Raw genomic sequence first — 18,466 nt, 5'->3', positions numbered from 1 at the left:
ATGGAAAAATTAACCACGGCGTGGCTGGTGTACTTGGCAGCAGGCGTCTTATTGGGCTTGTTTGGCTGGCGAATCACCCGGCCTTTATCGCGCTACTGGCAACATTTCTTACTGGTCTCCTACGCGGTTCTGGTGTTTACCCCCTTTAGTCTAAACTTGGCTGAACAGCCCGATGCCTATGCACCAGCGCTTTTTGTAGCAGTGTTAAATAGTTTGTTTCAGGGGGTAGAAGCGGGGCTTGATGCTGCGGTGACTTTGGCACTTATTTGGATTGGGGCACTGTTGGTTTCTCTGATCTATTTACTGTTAAGCGGCCGTCGAGTTGCTCGTCGCAAGCACGCACACACCCGTGAGGCGACGGAGCATCCCTCATAACACCATTGCACAAATTCAGCACACTGCTATAAGTGGTATAAGGGTTTTATTGAATTGAGGATGATATGGGTATACGAATAATAATACTGGCGACTCTGTGGGTTTTGATGGCTCCACTGTCTGTTCAGGCGCAAGACAGTGTACCCGCGGATGTCAGGCTACTGGTGGATATTTCCGGCAGTATGAAACAAACTGACCCCAATAACTTGCGTATCCCAGCGCTCGAACTGATGGTTAAATTGCTACCAGAGGACACTCAAGCCGGTGTTTGGAGTTTTGGTCGGCAGGTCAATATGTTGGTGCCGTTCGACTCGGTCGACGATGCTTGGCGCCAGCAAGCGCAAAATAAAACCGGCCAAATCAATTCGGTAGGGTTATTTACCAATATTGGCGAGGCGCTGGAAAAGGCCTCTGCCGTTGCCCCCAAGTCAGGTATGAGCAGTCTGGTGTTACTGACGGACGGCAAAGTCGATATCGATAAAAAGGCCAGCCGCAATGCGCAAGAGCGCCAACGTATCCTCTCTGAATTACTGCCCGAATTAAAACGCAAAGGCTTTACCATCCATACCATCGCGCTGTCTAACGACGCTGATACAGAATTATTGCAGCAGTTGTCGCGTACCACCGATGGGGTATATTCGGTGGCGGAAACAGCGGATGAGCTAATGCAGTCCTACTTGCTGATGTTTGATCAGGCTGTACCGGCCAAGCGTCTGCCGCTATCCGATAACCGCTTTCAGGTCGACAGCTCGGTGGATGAATTCACGGCGCTGATTTTTCGCCAGCCCGACTCGAGCCCTACGCAACTAATTGATCCGGCGGGTAATAAAATTAACAGTGCCCAACACCCCAATACGGTGTCTTGGTACGGCGCCGACAGTTACGATCTGATTACGGTGCACAAGCCCAAAACCGGCCAATGGCAAGTAGTGGCCGATGAGACACCACAAAATAGAGTGACCGTTGTCAGCGACTTGGAATTGCGAGTAGCCGAGTTACCCAATAATGTCATCGCCGGTAACGAACTGCCCGTCGAATTTGGTTTGTATGAAAAAGGTGAGGTCATCACTGACCCCGACTTCTTAAACCTACTAACCGCCCGAGCCGAAATCACGCCAGTTGGCAAGCCTGGGCGTTGGCAGCTACCTTTGCCCACCGACCCAATTCCGGCGGGGGGAGTCTTCACCGAAACCATACCAAAGTTTAAACAGCGTGGCGATTTTGATCTCACCATTGTGGTCGATGGCAAGACCTTTGCTCGCGAATTTAAACACCGTGTCAAAGTTGATTCTTTGTTTGATGTGCAAATGGATAAGCGCATTGAAAACGATCAAGTTCACTACGATATTGTGGTAAGAGGTGATCCGAACCTGATAAATACCGAGCTTTCCGCCGTGGTGGCTCATGTTAAAACCTCAGGCGGCAACAGTGAGTTGGAAACCTTAAGTCAAACCGATATCGGTCGCTGGGTGTTCAGTGTTACTGCGGATGAAGTCGCCCGTTATGCCATAGACCTACAGGCCAGCGGTGAGGATGCCGATGGCAATGCGTTTGACGAAAACCTGCCCAGTTTGTATTTCACCTACCCGGAGCAAGGCGACCCGATCCTGACCGAGGCGGATAAAGAAATACAAGCGTTGAAGCAGTTGCTGGCCGAAGAGAAAAAAGCACTAGCCGCAGAAACGAATCAACCTGAGCCCACATTGCCCGAAGAGCAATCTGCTGACAGTGAATCCTCCAGTTTATCTGCAAGTAGCTCAAGTGCCCCTCAAGTACAGGCCGCTGCAACAAGCCAAATTGATTCAGACAATAAGCCTGAAGAAGACCGCGAAGAGGGCGGAACCGATTGGCTAATGATCCTGGCTATAGCTGGTGGCAATGTGTTATTGGCGGCCATGGTTTATTTTGTTTATCGCCAGTTCAGTACGAAAGATGTGCAAAGCGAACTGGATGAATTTGAACAAGCGCTACAGCAAAACCTTGAGGGCGAAGATAAGCCTGAAACAACGCCTCAGGCTGCTACTAAACCGGCCCCCGCCATGGATGATGACGATCCTCTGGCCGCTTTAGATGCTCTGTCCGTTAGCGCGCCTGACTCGGATGAAATGTTTCCAGTTGATGATACTAAAAACAACGCTGGCGATATCCCTATGGACGAGCTGGATAATGACCCAGACAGCAAGCCCTAATGTATGCCACTAAAGCCGAGCGGGATTGCTATCCGGCGATCTCGCGCTGTTACCGGCAGTGGGGCGAAAAAGCCAAGTGCGGCAAGCTTGATCATGTATACACGCTCAGCGATGACGAATCCGCTTGGGTAGGGGCGGCTCGAATTCTGCCGTTAGCCGATAACGCTTTTTTATTGCGCAATTTAACCATTGCCCCCAGCTTGCGCGGCCGCGGTTATGCCCGCCAATTAATGCAATCCATTTTGCAAGATCCTCAGATTCAACCACTATATTGCTACGCCTTGGATTATTTGCGAGAGTTTTATCTCGGTCTTGGGTTTTGCGAAATGCTACCCTCTGAAGTGCCCAAGGTGGTGGCCGATCCTTATTGTCGCTATCGAGCTAACGGCAAAAGCTTTATTTTATTGGGTGTCGGGGCCGCCTGCTGTGATTGAACGAGGAACAGACTGTGTGTGAATTGCTGGGAATGTCAGCCAATGTCCCCACCGACCTATGTTTTAGCTTTACTGGGTTGCTGCAACGCGGCGGTGGCACCGGCCCCCACCGCGATGGTTGGGGAGTGGTATTTTACGAAGGCAAAGGCATCCGTGCCTTTCGTGACAGTGCACCTAGCGTCGAGTCCGAAATTGCCAAGTTGGTGAGCCGTTTTCCCATGAAAAGCTGTATTGCCATCAGTCATATCCGCGAGGCGAATGTAGGCTCGGTATGTTTGGAGAACACCCATCCGTTTGTGCGCGAACTGTGGGGGCAGAACTGGACCTTTGCCCACAATGGCCAGCTCGCTAACCCCAATGAGCTAGCGCTGGGCGATTTTATCCCCGTGGGGACAACTGACAGCGAACGTGCATTTTGTTGGTTACTTGGCAGTATTAAACAACACTTTTCTGAGCCAAAGATTATTGAGCAAGACCGCCCCGCGTACTGGCAGCAATTAAAGCGCTGGTGTGACCATTTGCATAGCCGCGGCGTAGCCAATTTACTATTCAGCGAAGGTCGCTATCTTTACGCCTATTGTTCTACTAAGCTGCATTGGGTGACTCGCCGCGCGCCCTTTGGTGAGGCGCAGCTCAGCGATGCCGAAATGGCTGTGGATTTTGGTGAACACACCACTGATAAAGACATAGTGACAGTTATTGCCACCCAGCCGTTAACCAATAACGAACGGTGGAGCAAGATGCAGCCGGGTGAGTTTATTGTATTTGACCAGGGTGAGGTGGCACTGCAAGTCAAGTAATTCTAGTGGTACCTTGAAAACACCTGACGCAGCCATATTGTATATTTATAGCGACTATTTAGATTATTGATTGTCTTAACCTTGAGCGAGATTGTTATTATGCATTCATACCTCGTGAATAACGCAGTAAAGGAGAGCACATGGATATTGATATAGGTATCAAACAAGCAGATCGCAAAGAACTGGCCGAGGGCTTGGCGCGGGTTTTGGCAGACACCTACACCTTGTACCTAAAAACCCATAACTACCACTGGAATGTGACAGGTCCCATGTTTCAGACGCTGCACACCATGTTTGAAACTCAATACACTGAACTTGCTATTGCTGTGGACGATTTGGCTGAGCGAATTCGCTCGTTAGGTTACCCGGCCCCTGGCACCTACAAGGCCTATGCTGAGCTCTCTTCGATTAAAGAAGAGGAAGGTGTGCCCAGCGCTAAAGAAATGATTGCCAACCTGGTGGCAGGCCAAGAGTCTGTGGTGAAAACGGCACGTGCCCTCTACCCAACAGTGGATAAGGCCAGTGACGAGGCCACCGGCGACTTATTAACCCAGCGCATTCAGCTGCACGAAAAAACCGCCTGGATGCTACGCTCGCTTTTGGAAGAGTAATGCTTTAGCGGTTATACCCTGCGGCCCGGTGTCTTAGACGCCGGGCCGTTTTTGTTTGGGGCATGGAGTGTGTTCTTACTGCTTTACGCAACCGCTGCCACTCATCAAAGATCCGATAACAGGGTACAATAGCGGCCCTGTAATTGGAGAGTGTATGTCAGAATTACCCCTTAATCTCGATCGTCCGCTAGAGCAAGTAATGCTGCGGGATGTGTTTCGCCTTAAGCGCAAAGCGCAGGATATTCGCCAGCGTGAAAAGCAGGGCAAGCCCGTGGATCAGATGATCGACCGCTGGCAACAAGAGTGGGCAGTTTCCTGCCAGTTGGTACAGGCGCGCGCTCAAGCTGTTCCCCAAAGTATTGAATTTCCTGAGAATTTACCTGTCAGCGGTAAACGAGATAACATTGCCGAGCTCATTCGCGATCATCAGGTGGTGGTTCTAGCCGGTGAGACAGGTTCGGGTAAAACCACCCAGCTGCCCAAAATATGTCTGCAGCTGGGATTGGGCGTCAAAGGCATGATTGGCCACACTCAGCCCCGACGTATTGCGGCGCAAACCGTAGGTGCACGGGTCGCCGAGGAGTTGGGCTCAAATCTCGGTGAAATGGTGGGCTATCAAGTTCGCTTCACCGAACAGACGACCGAGACGTCACTGATTAAAGTCATGACCGACGGGATCTTGCTGGCTGAAATCCAACAAGACCCGATGCTCAATCGTTACGACACACTGATCATCGATGAGGCGCACGAGCGCAGTCTCAACATCGACTTTTTGTTGGGCTATCTGAAACAGCTGCTGCCCAAAAGACCCGATCTAAAACTGATTATTACCTCCGCCACCATCGATGTAGAGCGCTTCTCACAGCACTTCAATAACGCACCTGTGATTGAGGTGTCGGGCCGTACTTATCCGGTGGATGTTTGGTATCGCCCCATGATCGACAGCGATAGCGAAGACAACGACAGCCACCAGGCCATAATTGATGCAATCAGTGAAATCGACCAGCACGAGCGCAAAACCGGCAAAGGGCGGGGCGGCGATATACTGGTCTTTTTAAGCGGCGAGCGGGATATTCGCGAGGCGGCAAAACGTTTGCGCCATGCCGATTTTCGTCACTTCGAAGTGCTTCCCTTTTACGCCCGTCTGAGCCTGGCCGAGCAAAACCGTGTCTTCTCCAGCCACAAAGGGCGGCGGATTGTGCTCGCCACTAATGTGGCAGAAACCTCTATCACCGTGCCCGGTATTCGCTATGTGATTGACACCGGCGTGGCACGGATTAGCCGCTACAGCGTGCGCACTAAAGTGCAGCGCCTGCCGATAGAACCAATCTCCCAGGCCAGTGCCAATCAACGTAAAGGGCGCTGTGGCCGGGTCAGCGACGGCATCTGTGTGCGGTTATACAGCGAAGAGGATTTCCTCGGGCGCCCCGAGTTTACCGACGCCGAAATCCTGCGCACCAATCTGGCCGCGGTTATTTTGCAAATGCTGCAGCTTAAAATCGGTGATATTCATAAGTTTCCATTTGTCGATGCACCGGACTCACGCCTCATTAACGACGGTTTTAAGCTGTTGCAAGAGCTCCACGCAGTGGACGGCAAGCAACGCGTAACAGCCGATGGCAGGCGCCTGGCACAGCTGAGTGTGGACCCAACGCTGGCGCGAATGCTGCTGGCCGCCAGTGATTTAGGCGCACTGGATGAAGTTTTGATTATCGTCAGCGCCCTGTCGATTCAAGACCCGCGCGAGCGACCGGCGGAAAAGCAGCAAGCCGCGGATCAAATGCACCGCCGATTTTGGGATGAAAACTCTGACTTTGTCGGTTACGTCAATTTGTGGCGCTACTATGAAGAGCAGCGTCAGGCGTTGTCGCAAAATCAATTGCGCAAGTTGTGCAAGAAAGAGTTTTTGTCTTACCTGCGTCTGCGTGAATGGCGGGATATACATCGCCAGTTGAAGTTAACCGGACAAAAGTTAGGGCTCAAGTTCAACAAAGAGGCCGCCGATTACGCCTCGGTGCACCAGTCGATGGTGACAGGCTTACTGGGCAATATAGGTTTTCATAACGAGGGACGAGAATACCTCGGTGCGCGCAACCGAAAATTTTCGATTTTCCCAGGTTCCTCCCAAAATAAAAAACGTCCCAAGTGGATGGTGGCGGCGCAATTGATGGAAACCTCGCAGCTGTTTGCGCACGACGTCGCTAAAGTCGAACCCGAGTGGCTGCTTGAGGCGGCAAAACACTTGGTAAAACGCAACCACTTTGAACCGCATTACGATGTTAAGTCCGGCCAGGTAAAAGCGTTTGAAAAAGTCAGCTTATACGGGTTAACACTGGTTGAGAGACAGCGGGTTAACTACAGCCAAATCAACCCGGTTGAGTGCCGCGAAGTGTTTATCCGGGCCGCCCTGGTGGAAGGGCGGTACGTTAAACGTGGCCAAAAGGCACCGGATTTTTATCGTCACAATCAAAAGCTGATCGAAGAGTTAGAAGCGCTTGAGGCAAAGTCGCGCCGGCGCGATATTTTGGCCGAAGACGAAACCGTCTTTCAATTTTACGATGAACGCATTCCTGGCGATGTGATCAATCGCGCCGGCTTCGAAAATTGGCGCAAACAGGCCGAAGAAAAACAAGCCGATGTACTAAAAATCCCGCGCGAACGCTTAATGCAGCGCACCGTGCAGGATATCAGTGAAGCTCAGTTTCCCGATGAACTTGAATGGCAGGGGATGCGCTTCCCGTTAACTTACCATTTCGAACCCGGGCATAGTGATGATGGAGTGACCGTTAATGTCCCCATGAGCTTGTTACACGAGTTGCCAGAGCATCGATTGGATTGGCTGGTGCCGGGCATGTTGCGCGACAAGTGCATCGATTTATTAAAGAGCTTGCCAAAATCGCTGCGCAAACACTTTGTGCCCGTGCCTGATGTGGTGGACAAAGCGCTCAGTGCTATGGCGGTGGATAATGTCCCCCTAATTGAGGCGCTGTCGCATCAGTTAAAACGCCAAACTCTGGTAGAGGTTAAAGAATCCGACTGGCAGCAGGCGAATATAGAAGATTTTTTCCGCTTCAATATTCGGGTGGTGGATGATCGTGGCAAAGCCATCGCTGCCAGTCGCGATCTATCCGAGTTGCGGGCAAGCTACAAAGAAAAAGTGCAAAGCAATATACGCGACGCCGCCGATGATATGACCCGCGAAGGGATTACCCAGTGGGACTTACAATTGCCGGAAACGGTTGAGCTGAAACGAAAAGGTATCAGTATCAGAGCCTACCCGGCGTTGGTGGACAAAGCCGATTCCGCCGCAATGGAAGTGCTGGATAATCCGCGCCAAGCGCATTACCAATCATTGGCAGGTGTCAGTCGGCTAATTTTACTGGAGTGCCGCGAGACGGTTAAGTACCTCAACAAAGAGCTACTGAAAGGTAAAGAGCTGGGGCTAACGGTGGTGCAGCTGGGCAAACGCGATGCCGTGGTTGACGATATTTGCATGGCCGCCGCCTGCCAGCTGGGGCTGGCAGGCGGCGAGCTGCCCCGAGATGAGCAAGCTTTTGCCGCTGCCGTTGCTAAGGTAAAGCCAGAGCTGGTAGAGCGAAGCCAAGCGTTAGCGGATATTTTAGTTCAATCGCTGGCGCGGGTGGTGGCGATTAAAAAGCAGTTAAAACAGAGTAAAAATGCACTGACCATGGCACTCGCGGCCGGTGATGTCAGTCGCCAGTTGGATGGGCTGTTTTATCCAAAAATAGTCTTTAATACTCCTTACGACTGGTTTTGCCAGTACCCACGCTACCTTGAGGCGATACAGGTGCGGCTGGAAAAAATTGTGCTTAACGCCCAGAAAGACCGAGTGCAAATGGCGGAAATCGAGGTGCACGAGGGTCGCTTAGAGGAATACCTGAGCAAAAATGGCGACTACCAATTGCACGAAAATCCGCTCTTGGCGCAGTATCGCTGGTCGATTGAAGAGCTGCGCGTGTCACTATTTGCTCAGACGTTAAAGACTCGCTTGCCCGTTTCTGGTAAGCGCCTCAACAAGCTCTGGCAAGAGATTGGCACCTAGCCGCTTGCCTTTTGAGGCAAAAACGAGAGCTTATTTTATAAAACCGTGGGCGAGTTGTAACAATTTTCCTCTTTGATCCTCTATAGTCAGTGTGCAGCTCATACAGGATGTCGGTTTGAGCTGCAGCACGAACCCTTTAAATACATGGAGATGGTCAAATGAATAAAAACTTTAAAGCCCCTATGGCAGCTGCGGTTGGCGCAGCGTTTATGGCAAGTGCCGCAATGACCTCGGTAGCGACGGCTGCTGAAAACCCTTTTGCCGCCGAGACTCTGCAGTCGGGCTATAAATTAGCCGATGCCGAGGGCAAGTGTGGTGAAGGTAAGTGCGGGGAAGAGAAAGCCGACCGTGAAGGCAAATGCGGCGAAGAGAAAGCTGAGAGCGAAGGTAAATGCGGCGAAGGCAAATGTGGTGAAGCTAAAGCCGACACAGAAGGTAAATGTGGTGGTGAAAAAGCCGACAAAGAAGGCACCTGCGGTCACTAATGTCTGGTCATCACTTTGACATTACCGGCGCGGGCTTGGGCCTGCGCCGGAACTTATTAACGCCTCTGGCCGAGACCGATACAGCGGATATCGCCTTTATGGAGGTGGCGCCTGAGAATTGGATTGGGGTAGGTGGGCGGCTTGGTAAACAGTTTCGTCGCTATACCGAACGCTTCCCCTTTGTTTGCCACGGTTTGTCGCTCTCTATCGGCTCGCGCGACCCACTGAACGAAGAGTTACTCTACGCCGTTAAGCACTTTATGCGCGAGCACGGCATCCACGGCTATTCTGAGCATTTAAGCTTTTGCAGTGATGATGGTCAGTTGTATGATCTTTTACCCATTCCCTTTACCGAAAAAGCGGCCGGTTATGTAGCCGAACGTATACTACGAGCGCAGGATATTCTCGGCCAGCGTATCGCCATTGAAAATGCCTCCTATTATTGTGCGCCGGGGGCAGAAATGTCGGAAAGCGACTTTATTAACCTAGTGCTGACAAAAGCCGATTGCAGCCTGTTGTTGGATGTTAATAATATCATCGTCAACAGTGTTAACCACGGTTACGATGCCCGGCAATTTTTGCATTCACTGCCCTTGGAGCGAGTCGCCTACGCCCATATTGCCGGTCACTACCACGAAGCCGAAGATCTGCGGGTTGATACCCATGGCGCCCCCGTTGAGCGAGAAGCCTGGCAGTTGCTAGATACGTTCTATCAGCAGGCAGGCCCAGTAGCCACCTTGCTGGAGCGAGACTTTAATATTCCACCTATGCCCGTACTGCTGCAAGAAGTGGCCGAGATTCGTCGTATTCAAGCGCCTTACCTAAGCGCAACCGACAGGACACATGGAGAGCTTGTGCGTGAGTGATTTTCAACAAGTGCAGCAAACGCTGAGTGATCATTTGCGCGACCCCGGGCAACATCTAGCACCGGCGGGTATGGAAGACCGCCGCGTGGCCATCTATCGGGATTTAATTTACAACAACATCGAAGGTTTTATTGCCGGTGGATTTCCGGTATTAAGAGACATACTGAACGATGAGCTCTGGCACGCTTTGGTTCGGGATTTTGTGCGCCATCACCGCAGCCTCAGCCCCTACTTTTTGGAAATCAGCCAAGAGTTTTTACAATTCTTGCAGCGGGAGTTCGAGCCCAGTGGGCGTTACCCCGATTTTATGCTGGAGTTAGCCCACTACGAGTGGGTGGAGCTGGCCCTGGATGTGGCGCCTGGAGAGTTACCCGCCAAGCCTGTGCACGCTCAATTGCTGGAGCAGGTGTTGGAGGTGTCACCACTGCTTTGGTGTTTGAGTTATCGCTACCCGGTGCATCAGATCGGGCCCGATTACCAGCCGGAAACCCCTCCCGAAGCCCCCACTTTTTTGCTGGTTTACCGCGACAGGTCCGATAAGGTGGCGTTTATGTTGAGCAATGCGGTCACTATTCGCTTGATTAAGTTGTTGCAAAGCGGTGAGCGCACCGGACGTGAAGCACTGTTGCAACTGGTTGATGAAATGCAGCATCCCACGCCTTCCCAGTTGTTAAAGTTTGGCTCTGATCTGCTGGAGCAGCTTTATCAGTGCGATATTCTCTGGCCTCGAGCCATATAAATTTCCCTCTTGGGCCGCTACTATTGAGTAGGAAATCGGGCAAACCCTTGATTTACCTTCTATATTAATGTGTGAAACATAAATTATGTGGCGCCAAAATCCCGCTATTGAATAAATCTAATGAACTCTGATTTCTGTAATATAATTGTAATAATTGGCAAGCAAGATACGCGCTGTCATTAATATGTCATCTTAGGTTCATCAAATAGTCACCAATTTGTCATTTGGTGCCGAAAGAGGAAATCAAATGCAACGTCATTTTCTGGCTCTGGGTCTTTTGGCTGTTTCATTGGCGCAGCCTACTCAGGCTGTCACTGTCTATGGTAAGGGCAATGTTGCTTTACAGCATGCCGATGAGAGCGGGGAGTCCGAGCTGCAGCTGGTCAGTAACGCTTCGCGAATCGGTGTGATGGGCAGTGAAGAAATCAGCGAAGGGATCGAGGTGATCTATCAGTTCGAATACGGAACCGAGATCGATGATGGCGACAGCTCGGGCCAAACCTTTACCCAGCGCAATATCTATCTTGGGCTTAAAACCTCCGCGGGCACATTAATGGCCGGTAATTTTGATACGCCGACCAAGAAAGCTCAGGGCAAAGTGGATCTGTTTGATAACCTTGAGGGTGACATTAAAAATATTGTTACCGGTGACAACCGGGTTAAGAATATTGTGCAGTATGTCTCTCCGGGCTCCATCGGGCCCTTTACCGCTAAAGTCGCTTACATCACGGAAGAGACTGATAGCGATGCCGGCGTGTCGGCGTCGCTGGCGTATAAACAAGATGCACTATATCTGGCGGCTGCCATTGATCAGGATGTAGAAGACAATAAAGGCGCTACCGATTTATACCGTTTGGTAGGGGCCTACACTTTGGGTAGTGTTCAGCTCGGGGCACTGTACGAGTCTTTCGATGGGGAGACGGGCGACGGCGATGGTTACTTCGGCTCGGTACAGTGGAAACTGACCGATAAGTGGATTCTTAAGAGTCAATACGGCCAGTCTGATATCGAAAAAGAAGGTCGCGAAACCTTAAGTGTCGGCGGTGATTATAAACTCAGCAAATCGACCAAAGCCTTTGTCTATGCCACTCACAATGAAGATGACAACGGTCGGGATGATGACTACGTCGGTGTCGGTATGGAGATGAAGTTTTAGTGCTCAAGCGCTATTGCTTGGTTTGCGGGCTTATATGGCTAAGCGTCTGGTCGCTAACGGCTCTGGCACAAGAGCCGTGCGAGCCGGCGGTGGACTTGGCCGATAGTTTTGATGCGGTCAATCGTATCGGCGACTGCGATTACAGTGACCAAGGCCTAAATAAGTTGTTGTCGGGCCGAACTCAGGCGCAGGACAAAGAGCCCTCGCAACAGCAAGCATCGTCATCGGCCCCTGCGCCAGACACTCAAGCTCAAGCTCAGCCGGCACACTCTGCTCGTCTGGCGAGTACTCCGGTTAGCGACGGGTTGGGCTATACCCAGCAGCGGTTTCAGCTACTGCAGCGTGCGGCCCAACTTTGCCAACCCTTAAAAGCCGAGATACAGCGTCAGCTCGTTCAGTACGGCTCAGATGGCTTAGTGCTGACAGTTGAGTATCATTGCACCTCGCAATAACACTTAACCCCCCACGGGTAAATTCCTCTGCGTATCGACACTCTGGACAGTCTTCTAGTGAATTCGCTACTATGTGGACGTTTCTTCATTCAGCGAAAGGGCGCCTGGGCACACTTTCGTTTCTCCGGCATCAATAGGAAAACACCGTGAACTCTCTACGAATAGTAATGACATGTTGGATGTTGGCGATACTCGCGCCTATGGCGCAAGCTTCGGATGAAAGGGATCCGTGGGAGGGCTTCAATCGCGCTATTTTCGCTTTTAACGATGTCGCCGATACCTACGTTGTCCGTCCGGTTGCGGTGGGGTATGAGACGATAACCCCCGAGCCGGTTCAGTTGGGTGTGGGTAACTTTTTTGGCAACCTGAAGGAAGTCCCCAATGTGTTTAACAGCATCTTACAAGGCAAGTTTGGCCGTGCCGGTAAAGATACCGGGCGCTTTTTAATTAACACCACTTTGGGGGTTGCCGGGTTGTTTGACGTGGCTTCCCATATGGGAATACCGCGCACCGAGGGCGAGGACTTTGGTCAAACGCTGGCTAAATGGGGTGTCCCAAATGGGCCTTATTTGATGTTGCCGGTACTGGGGCCGCGCACTTTGCGCGATGCAGCTGGTATGCCGATTGACTGGGTAACCGACCCCAAAACCTATGTGGGGCACACGCGAACCAGTTACGAGATCAAAGCGATTGAGTTGTTGGATACCCGTGCGGGCCTATTATCGCTGGAGCAGGATATTGGTTCCGATAAATACGCATTGTATCGCGATATTTATTTACAGCGCCGTGAATACTTGATCAATGACGGCGAGGTGGAAGATAGCTTTGGTGGCGACCTGGACGATTTCGACGATTTTTAACTCTAGGTATTTGCACGTAACCGGCCCGGATATTCCGGGCCAGCTCTCAATGGCGCTAAGCTAAGACGGCAAACTTACTAGCGGATAACGTCCATAATTTGTAGTCCTGTTGCGTATAGCTCGCCCTCTGGTATCACTCGAACCACTTTCACCACCGCCCGCAATTGAGGGTTATGGCCGTGGCTAGAAGCCATATTTAGCTCCCATTCACTTTGTTCGGGTAGGGCTGTGTCGAGCATCAGCTGAACACCGCCACCACTCAGCTCTCGGCATTCACCGCTGTGCTGTCCGGTATCACTCGAGAGTGTTGCCTCGAGCGGAGCTTCGATTTTCATTCGAATAAAATCGCGTTTTTCCTCAAAGGTCTTATTGGTCAAGCTCATTGTGATTTCCTCTGGGTGCAACAGGCCAAACAGGGTGCATTGTATGTATTTAACAGTGGGGCGCCATTGGGTGCTGCTCGGTATATATTGCGAGTCCATAGGAAAATACAACTTTGCACAAATCCAAGATTAACAGTGAATCTCGCGCAAAACCATAGTTGTTTAAGCGGCGCTAAGTACATATTGCTAAAGAGCCTAAGAGTTCTCAAAAGTGAGGTTGGTGGCTATAAAAACAGAGTTTTTACTAGGCTTAGGGTGATTGACTTGCACCTAGTAAACGAACGGAGTAGTGTTATGCGCCTCTGCCAAAGCAACCACACATTACATATTCCAATCTATGCGAAAGCTTCTGATTATTGATGATGATAAGCCGGTTCGACATAGCATTTCTGCCTTTTTAGAGGACAGTGGCTATGGCGTTATTGAAGCGGTAGATGGGCCCGCTGGGCTCGAACGTTTTGAGCAAGGCGATATCGATCTGGTGATTACCGATTTACGGATGCCCGGTATGGATGGGGTCAGTGTGTTGCGACAGTTGCGTGAGCGCTCTTGTGACATACCGGTTATCGTGATTTCCGGTGCCGGAGTTATGAGCGATGTAGTCAGTGCTCTGCGCCTTGGGGCTTGTGACTATCTAATTAAACCGATAGTCGATATGGAAGTGTTAGAGCACTCCATAGAAAAGGCCTTAGAGCGCCAAGATTTATTAGCCGAGAATAAAAGATACCGCGACGAACTCGAAAGTGCCAACCGCGGTTTGCGTGAAAACCTGCGAGTGCTGGAGCGAGATCAGGCCGCTGGCCGGCAGGTGCAGCGCCGATTACTACCTCAGCCTCAAACCACCGTCGAAGGTTACAGTGTGGCGCATCATATAGCGCCGTCGCTCTATTTAAGTGGTGACTTCGTTGATTATGCTCATATCAGCAAGCGCTATTTAGCCTTTTACTTGGCCGATGTGTCTGGCCATGGGGCATCATCGGCCTTTGTTACGATCTGGCTTAAACATTTGGTTAGTCGTATGGTGCGCGAAGAGGGGTTGTTTGCCGACCACGACTCGTTCGAGTCCGGTGCCAATACCATGCTGGAGTATATTAATCGCGAACTGAACGAAATTAGCCTCAATCACCATTTAACGTTTTTTGTTGGAGTGATCGATACCCACACCCACGATATGCGCTACGTGGTGGCTGGGCACTTGCCCATGCCTGTGTTGATCAGGGACGGTAAAGCCGAGTATTTAACCGGGCGCGGCAAGCCGGTGGGCATCTTTAAAGACATTAGCTGGCATATACATGCCATGACCTTACCGGAACAATTTTCCTTGGTTTGTTTTTCCGATGGGGTATTGGAAATTCTGCCGGATGATTCGCTGCAAAAAAAAGAAGCGCATTTACTGGAATTAATCGCACAAAAGGCTCAAAATCTAGAGACTGTGTGCGATGCGCTTAATATCAAGGATGTTAGCGAAACACCGGATGACATCGCAGTTTTGACCATTACTCGAGGTTTTTGAGATGCGGCCGGGTCAAATATTGGTTGCCGATCATAAAGGCGTTTATATTATCAAAATGGTGGGGGATGTTCGTCTCACACTGTGTATGTCATTTGATCAATTTATTGATGCTATGTTTGCCAGTGACGACTTTTGTGAAGTGTTGTTCGACCTGTCTGAGGCCGAAGCCATCGACAGCACAACACTGGGGTTGATGGCAAAAATATCCATATTGGGCGGCGAGAGAGTCGGCGCCCGACCCGTGATTTTCTCCCCCAATGACAGCATTAACCGCATATTGGATACTATGGGGTTTGGCGATATATTCACCATTGTGCACGAGCTGCAACCGCCAATAACCGCGACAGAAGTTTTGGTCAGTGACGATCAGCCAGACACCGATAACGATGAAGCCGTGGTGAAGGATAAAGTCATTGAAGCCCACAAAGTCTTAATGGGCTTAAACCGTGAAAACCAAGAGACGTTTACCGATTTAGTCAACATGCTGGAAAGCGAATAATAAACTTACTCGCTTCGCGCAGCGTTGCGGGCCACCAGGAAATCGGTATGTGATAAGTAAACCAACTCCGCCACTCGGCGAATGATATGCTCTTCGTATTTATCCAGCTGGCCGTCGGCAAGGGCAATCGTCCACATAGACTTCACCAAAGCAAACTTTTCTTCGCGCGAGCACTGGTCGTTCACAATTTGAGTAAACTGAAAGAGTGAGGTGGCATCCTCCTGTCGGTTTTCCGCCCGGCTTTGTAGCTCATTCACTTCTTCGCGGGTTAACTGGTAGGTTTGCTCAAGCTCCTGTTTGAACGCTTGCAACTCACTGTCATCAAACACCGTATCCGCGGCCGCTACTTCCATAAGCAAAGCGGCTGCTGCGAGTTGTTTGTCGTCTTCGGTAAGCGGCGCGGCCGAGCCGTCTGAAGTATTCAGACGGCTCTCCATAAAACGGGCAATCCTACTAAGCATTGGCCGAGTCTTTCAGTAAGTTTTCTAATTTCACCTGATCGGCGGCGAAGTTGCGGATACCCTCAGCCAGCTTTTCAGTGGCCATGGCATCGTCGTTCATACCAAAGCGGAAAGAGCTTTCGGTATCAATCAACTTATCAATGGACTCACCTGTGTTTTCTGGTGACAGCACGCGCTCCAGAGAGCCGGTGTCTTCATCCAGGGCTTTGAGCAGCTGCGGGCTGATAGTGAGTCGGTCACACCCGGCCAGGGCTTCGATTTCACCGGTATTGCGGAAGCTGGCGCCCATCACAACAGTGTTGTAGTTGTGTTGCTTGTAGTAGTTGTAAATGCGACGTACCGATTGCACACCTGGGTCAGTCTCTGAGGTGTACTCTTCACCAGTGGCGTTTTTGTACCAGTCCAGAATACGGCCCACAAACGGCGAAATCAAAAATACACCGGCATCGGCACAGGCGGCGGCCTGGTTGAAACCAAACAACAGCGTCAGGTTACAGTTAATGCCTTCTTTTTCCAGTTTTTCGGCGGCGCGAATACCTTCCCAGGTAGAGGCCAGCTTAATCAAAACGCGCGATTTGTCGATACCGTTTTGCTGGTACAAATCAATCAGGTGGTGAGCTTTATCGATGCTCGCATTGGTGTCAAAGCTCAAGCGGGCGTCAACCTCTGTCGAGATACGGCCGGGCACTAATTTTAAAATCTCACAGCCAATGGCAACAGCTAAGTGATCGCAAGCCGATTTGATTTGATCGTCACTGCTACCGCCTTCTTTGTCCGCCGCAGCGATGCATTTATCCAATAATGGCTTATAGGCCGGAATTTGGGCCGCTTTTAGCAGCAGAGATGGGTTGGTAGTGGCGTCTTGAGGCTTGTAGAGTTTGATCGCTTCGATGTCACCGGTATCGGCAACCACGTCGGTCATCTGCTTGAGTTGTTCGAGTTTGGTACTCACAATTTGGCTCCTAAATGTATATTTAATAGGCGATATGTATCACTGGCGACACCCGCATGCTCTCTTTCTGGAGCTTTATATCAGGCTAAATGGGCCGGTTTGGGCTGCCATAAGACAAGTCGGTTAAATCACAAAGTGTTATACAGCCGACTGGTCCGTCGTTATTGTCGATTCACTTGGCCCCGCTATTGTAAACGTTAACGTCAGCGGGGCAAAGCGCCACTGACGGCCGATAGCTCGGGCTCAACTTCTTGCAGTGCAGCCCAGATAACCTCGCTACCCACGCCCGCTTTATGGGCATTCTCACTGATTACCCGGCGAAAACGACGGGCTCCGGGTAGGCCCTGATAAAGCCCTAGGGTGTGCCGCGTCATACTGCTTAGCTTCACCCCCTTGGACAATTCCTGCTCGCAGTAATTCACAAACTGGCGCATAACGTCCAAGCGGCTCAGTATGGGGCGGCTTCGGCCGTAAATTGTTTGATCAACTTCAGCCATTAAGTATGGGTTGGAGTAGATTTCCCGGCCGAGCATGACCCCGTCGAGATCATGCAGTAGTTCCTTGCACTGCGCCAAGGTATTAATGCCGCCATTGACGATAATTTCTAAGTCCGGCCGCTCGGCCTTAAGGCGCGCCACTAGCGCGTAATCAAGCGGTGGAACATCGCGATTTTCTTTCGGGCTTAGCCCTTGCAGCCAGGCTTTGCGGGCGTGAACGATAAACGTTTTGCAACCGCTGTCTGCCACTGTATTGACAAACTGCAGCAACCCCTCGTAATCCTCCATGTCGTCAATGCCAATGCGGTGCTTAATAGTAACGGGAATATCCACCCGTTCAATCATGGCACTCATGCAGTCGCGCACTAGTTCAGGTTCCGCCATCAGGCAGGCGCCAATACGGCCGCTTTGCACCCGGTCCGACGGGCAACCGCAATTGAGGTTCACCTCATCATAGCCCCATTGCTGGGCATAGTCGGCGCACTGGGCCAGCGCCTGCGGGTCCGAGCCACCCAGCTGCAGCGCAACGGGGGACTCTTCGGCGTTAAAGCGCAAAAAACGCTCGCGGTCGCCATAAATCAAGGCCCCGGTGGTGACCATTTCGGTATAGAGCACGGCATCTTGACTCAGCAATCGCCAAAAGTATCGGCAATGGCGATCACTCCAGTCCATCATCGGGGCACAGGTGAAGCGGCGATTGATTGTTTTTTGCGGGGTTTCTGGCACGGAAAGAGAGCGTCTAGTGGGTTTTCGGTGGCGGGTATTCTACCCTGATTGGGGGGTGTTCGACAAAAGTCGAGGTTGTTTCTTTTTTTTGCGTCAGACATCAGGCGTTGGGCTTCTGACATTTAGCCTTTTACTTACCCTCTTTCGCCGGGCGGGCGAGCCACTTCTTTGGTGAGCAAAGAAGTGGCCAAGAAACTCACCCCGCTCATCACAGCCCTTCGGGTTCCCCAATTCGAGCCAATTTTGAGGGTCGGAAAAAATCGCTTCCCAGCGCTTTTCCTTAATTGCACTTCCGTGTGCAATTAACCCACAAAATTGGCTCGAATTCGGCTGGATGAGAAGGGGAATGGAAACTTCGTAGCGGGTTTAGTTTTTGCGTCAGGCGTTAGACCTTTATTTTTCATC

General features: G+C 51.1%; 18 protein-coding genes. 14 read left to right on the top strand and 4 right to left on the bottom strand.

From position 1 onward, the window contains the following. From Q4563_RS10775 to Q4563_RS10720, 12 genes are all read left to right on the top strand, one after another. Complete coding sequence (locus Q4563_RS10775; RefSeq protein ID WP_215976306.1) at window positions 1–375, top strand: hypothetical protein; 375 nt, start codon at window positions 1–3, stop codon at window positions 373–375. A gap of 65 nt (window positions 376–440) precedes the next feature. Further along, entirely contained in the window at window positions 441–2,564 is a 2,124-nt protein-coding gene (locus Q4563_RS10770) for a VWA domain-containing protein (protein ID WP_303604507.1), read from the top strand. Beyond that, entirely contained in the window at window positions 2,564–2,998 is a 435-nt protein-coding gene (locus Q4563_RS10765; RefSeq protein ID WP_303604506.1) for a GNAT family N-acetyltransferase, read from the top strand. The genes Q4563_RS10770 and Q4563_RS10765 overlap by 1 nt, the downstream gene beginning before the upstream one ends. A 14-nt stretch (window positions 2,999–3,012) precedes the next feature. Then, window positions 3,013–3,798 (top strand): class II glutamine amidotransferase, encoded by a 786-nt coding sequence (locus Q4563_RS10760; RefSeq protein WP_303604505.1) that lies wholly within the window; start codon window positions 3,013–3,015, stop codon window positions 3,796–3,798. 140 nt (window positions 3,799–3,938) lie between these two features. After that, window positions 3,939–4,409: a Dps family protein gene (locus Q4563_RS10755; RefSeq protein ID WP_215976309.1), complete on the top strand. Its 471-nt coding sequence runs from the start codon at window positions 3,939–3,941 to the stop codon at window positions 4,407–4,409. 154 nt (window positions 4,410–4,563) lie between these two features. Then, window positions 4,564–8,472 (top strand): ATP-dependent RNA helicase HrpA, encoded by a 3,909-nt coding sequence (hrpA, locus tag Q4563_RS10750; RefSeq protein ID WP_303604504.1) that lies wholly within the window; start codon window positions 4,564–4,566, stop codon window positions 8,470–8,472. Window positions 8,473–8,630: 158 nt separating this feature from the next. Next, window positions 8,631–8,957, top strand: coding sequence for an HvfA family oxazolone/thioamide-modified RiPP metallophore (locus Q4563_RS10745; protein WP_215976311.1), 327 nt, complete (start codon window positions 8,631–8,633; stop codon window positions 8,955–8,957). Further along, complete coding sequence (locus Q4563_RS10740; RefSeq protein WP_215976312.1) at window positions 8,957–9,823, top strand: HvfB family MNIO-type RiPP peptide maturase; 867 nt, start codon at window positions 8,957–8,959, stop codon at window positions 9,821–9,823. The genes Q4563_RS10745 and Q4563_RS10740 overlap by 1 nt, the downstream gene beginning before the upstream one ends. Continuing rightward, entirely contained in the window at window positions 9,816–10,562 is a 747-nt protein-coding gene (locus Q4563_RS10735; protein ID WP_303604503.1) for an HvfC family RiPP maturation protein, read from the top strand. Before Q4563_RS10740 ends, Q4563_RS10735 begins: the two co-directional genes overlap by 8 nt. A gap of 247 nt (window positions 10,563–10,809) precedes the next feature. Further along, complete coding sequence (locus Q4563_RS10730; protein ID WP_215976314.1) at window positions 10,810–11,718, top strand: porin; 909 nt, start codon at window positions 10,810–10,812, stop codon at window positions 11,716–11,718. Continuing rightward, the gene (locus Q4563_RS10725; RefSeq protein ID WP_215976315.1) at window positions 11,718–12,170 is read left to right on the top strand and encodes a hypothetical protein; all 453 of its coding nucleotides are present in this window, start codon (window positions 11,718–11,720) and stop codon (window positions 12,168–12,170) included. Before Q4563_RS10730 ends, Q4563_RS10725 begins: the two co-directional genes overlap by 1 nt. Window positions 12,171–12,316: 146 nt before the next feature. Then, window positions 12,317–13,030: an MlaA family lipoprotein gene (locus Q4563_RS10720; protein WP_303604502.1), complete on the top strand. Its 714-nt coding sequence runs from the start codon at window positions 12,317–12,319 to the stop codon at window positions 13,028–13,030. A gap of 77 nt (window positions 13,031–13,107) precedes the next feature. Here Q4563_RS10720 and Q4563_RS10715 read toward each other — a convergent pair whose 3' ends face one another. Then, window positions 13,108–13,413, bottom strand: coding sequence for a PilZ domain-containing protein (locus Q4563_RS10715; protein WP_215976316.1), 306 nt, complete (start codon window positions 13,411–13,413; stop codon window positions 13,108–13,110). Between the two features lie 337 nt (window positions 13,414–13,750). Here Q4563_RS10715 and Q4563_RS10710 point away from each other — a divergent pair, with 337 nt between their 5' ends. Together Q4563_RS10710 and Q4563_RS10705 are read left to right on the top strand one after the other, a co-directional pair. Beyond that, window positions 13,751–14,926, top strand: coding sequence for a SpoIIE family protein phosphatase (locus Q4563_RS10710; RefSeq protein WP_215976317.1), 1,176 nt, complete (start codon window positions 13,751–13,753; stop codon window positions 14,924–14,926). A gap of 1 nt (window position 14,927) precedes the next feature. Continuing rightward, window positions 14,928–15,425: an STAS domain-containing protein gene (locus Q4563_RS10705; protein WP_303604501.1), complete on the top strand. Its 498-nt coding sequence runs from the start codon at window positions 14,928–14,930 to the stop codon at window positions 15,423–15,425. Window positions 15,426–15,430: 5 nt separating this feature from the next. Here the strand turns inward: Q4563_RS10705 and Q4563_RS10700 are convergent, their stop codons facing one another. From Q4563_RS10700 to dusA, 3 genes are all read right to left on the bottom strand, one after another. Beyond that, window positions 15,431–15,862, bottom strand: coding sequence for a tellurite resistance TerB family protein (locus tag Q4563_RS10700; protein WP_303604500.1), 432 nt, complete (start codon window positions 15,860–15,862; stop codon window positions 15,431–15,433). 16 nt (window positions 15,863–15,878) lie between these two features. Beyond that, window positions 15,879–16,838: a transaldolase gene (gene tal / locus Q4563_RS10695; RefSeq protein ID WP_303604499.1), complete on the bottom strand. Its 960-nt coding sequence runs from the start codon at window positions 16,836–16,838 to the stop codon at window positions 15,879–15,881. Between the two features lie 203 nt (window positions 16,839–17,041). After that, the gene (gene dusA / locus Q4563_RS10690; RefSeq protein ID WP_303604498.1) at window positions 17,042–18,061 is read right to left on the bottom strand and encodes a tRNA dihydrouridine(20/20a) synthase DusA; all 1,020 of its coding nucleotides are present in this window, start codon (window positions 18,059–18,061) and stop codon (window positions 17,042–17,044) included. Between the last annotated feature and the right edge of the window lie 405 nt (window positions 18,062–18,466).

The sequence above is a fragment of the Gilvimarinus sp. 1_MG-2023 genome (assembly GCF_030548285.1).
Note: the sequence above shows the minus strand (reverse complement) of the source record. Positions and strands in the feature narration are given on the sequence as shown.

Coding starts and splice junctions, on each gene's coding strand:
- Q4563_RS10770 (WP_303604507.1), top strand. CDS start 441: ATGGGTATACGAATAATAATACTGGCGACTCTGTGGGTTTTGATGGCT.
- Q4563_RS10745 (WP_215976311.1), top strand. CDS start 8,631: ATGAATAAAAACTTTAAAGCCCCTATGGCAGCTGCGGTTGGCGCAGCG.
- Q4563_RS10775 (WP_215976306.1), top strand. CDS start 1: ATGGAAAAATTAACCACGGCGTGGCTGGTGTACTTGGCAGCAGGCGTC.
- Q4563_RS10705 (WP_303604501.1), top strand. CDS start 14,928: ATGCGGCCGGGTCAAATATTGGTTGCCGATCATAAAGGCGTTTATATT.
- Q4563_RS10710 (WP_215976317.1), top strand. CDS start 13,751: ATGCGAAAGCTTCTGATTATTGATGATGATAAGCCGGTTCGACATAGC.
- Q4563_RS10765 (WP_303604506.1), top strand. CDS start 2,564: ATGTATGCCACTAAAGCCGAGCGGGATTGCTATCCGGCGATCTCGCGC.
- hrpA (WP_303604504.1), top strand. CDS start 4,564: ATGTCAGAATTACCCCTTAATCTCGATCGTCCGCTAGAGCAAGTAATG.
- Q4563_RS10740 (WP_215976312.1), top strand. CDS start 8,957: ATGTCTGGTCATCACTTTGACATTACCGGCGCGGGCTTGGGCCTGCGC.
- Q4563_RS10715 (WP_215976316.1), bottom strand. CDS start 13,413: ATGAGCTTGACCAATAAGACCTTTGAGGAAAAACGCGATTTTATTCGA.
- Q4563_RS10755 (WP_215976309.1), top strand. CDS start 3,939: ATGGATATTGATATAGGTATCAAACAAGCAGATCGCAAAGAACTGGCC.
- Q4563_RS10700 (WP_303604500.1), bottom strand. CDS start 15,862: ATGGAGAGCCGTCTGAATACTTCAGACGGCTCGGCCGCGCCGCTTACC.
- Q4563_RS10730 (WP_215976314.1), top strand. CDS start 10,810: ATGCAACGTCATTTTCTGGCTCTGGGTCTTTTGGCTGTTTCATTGGCG.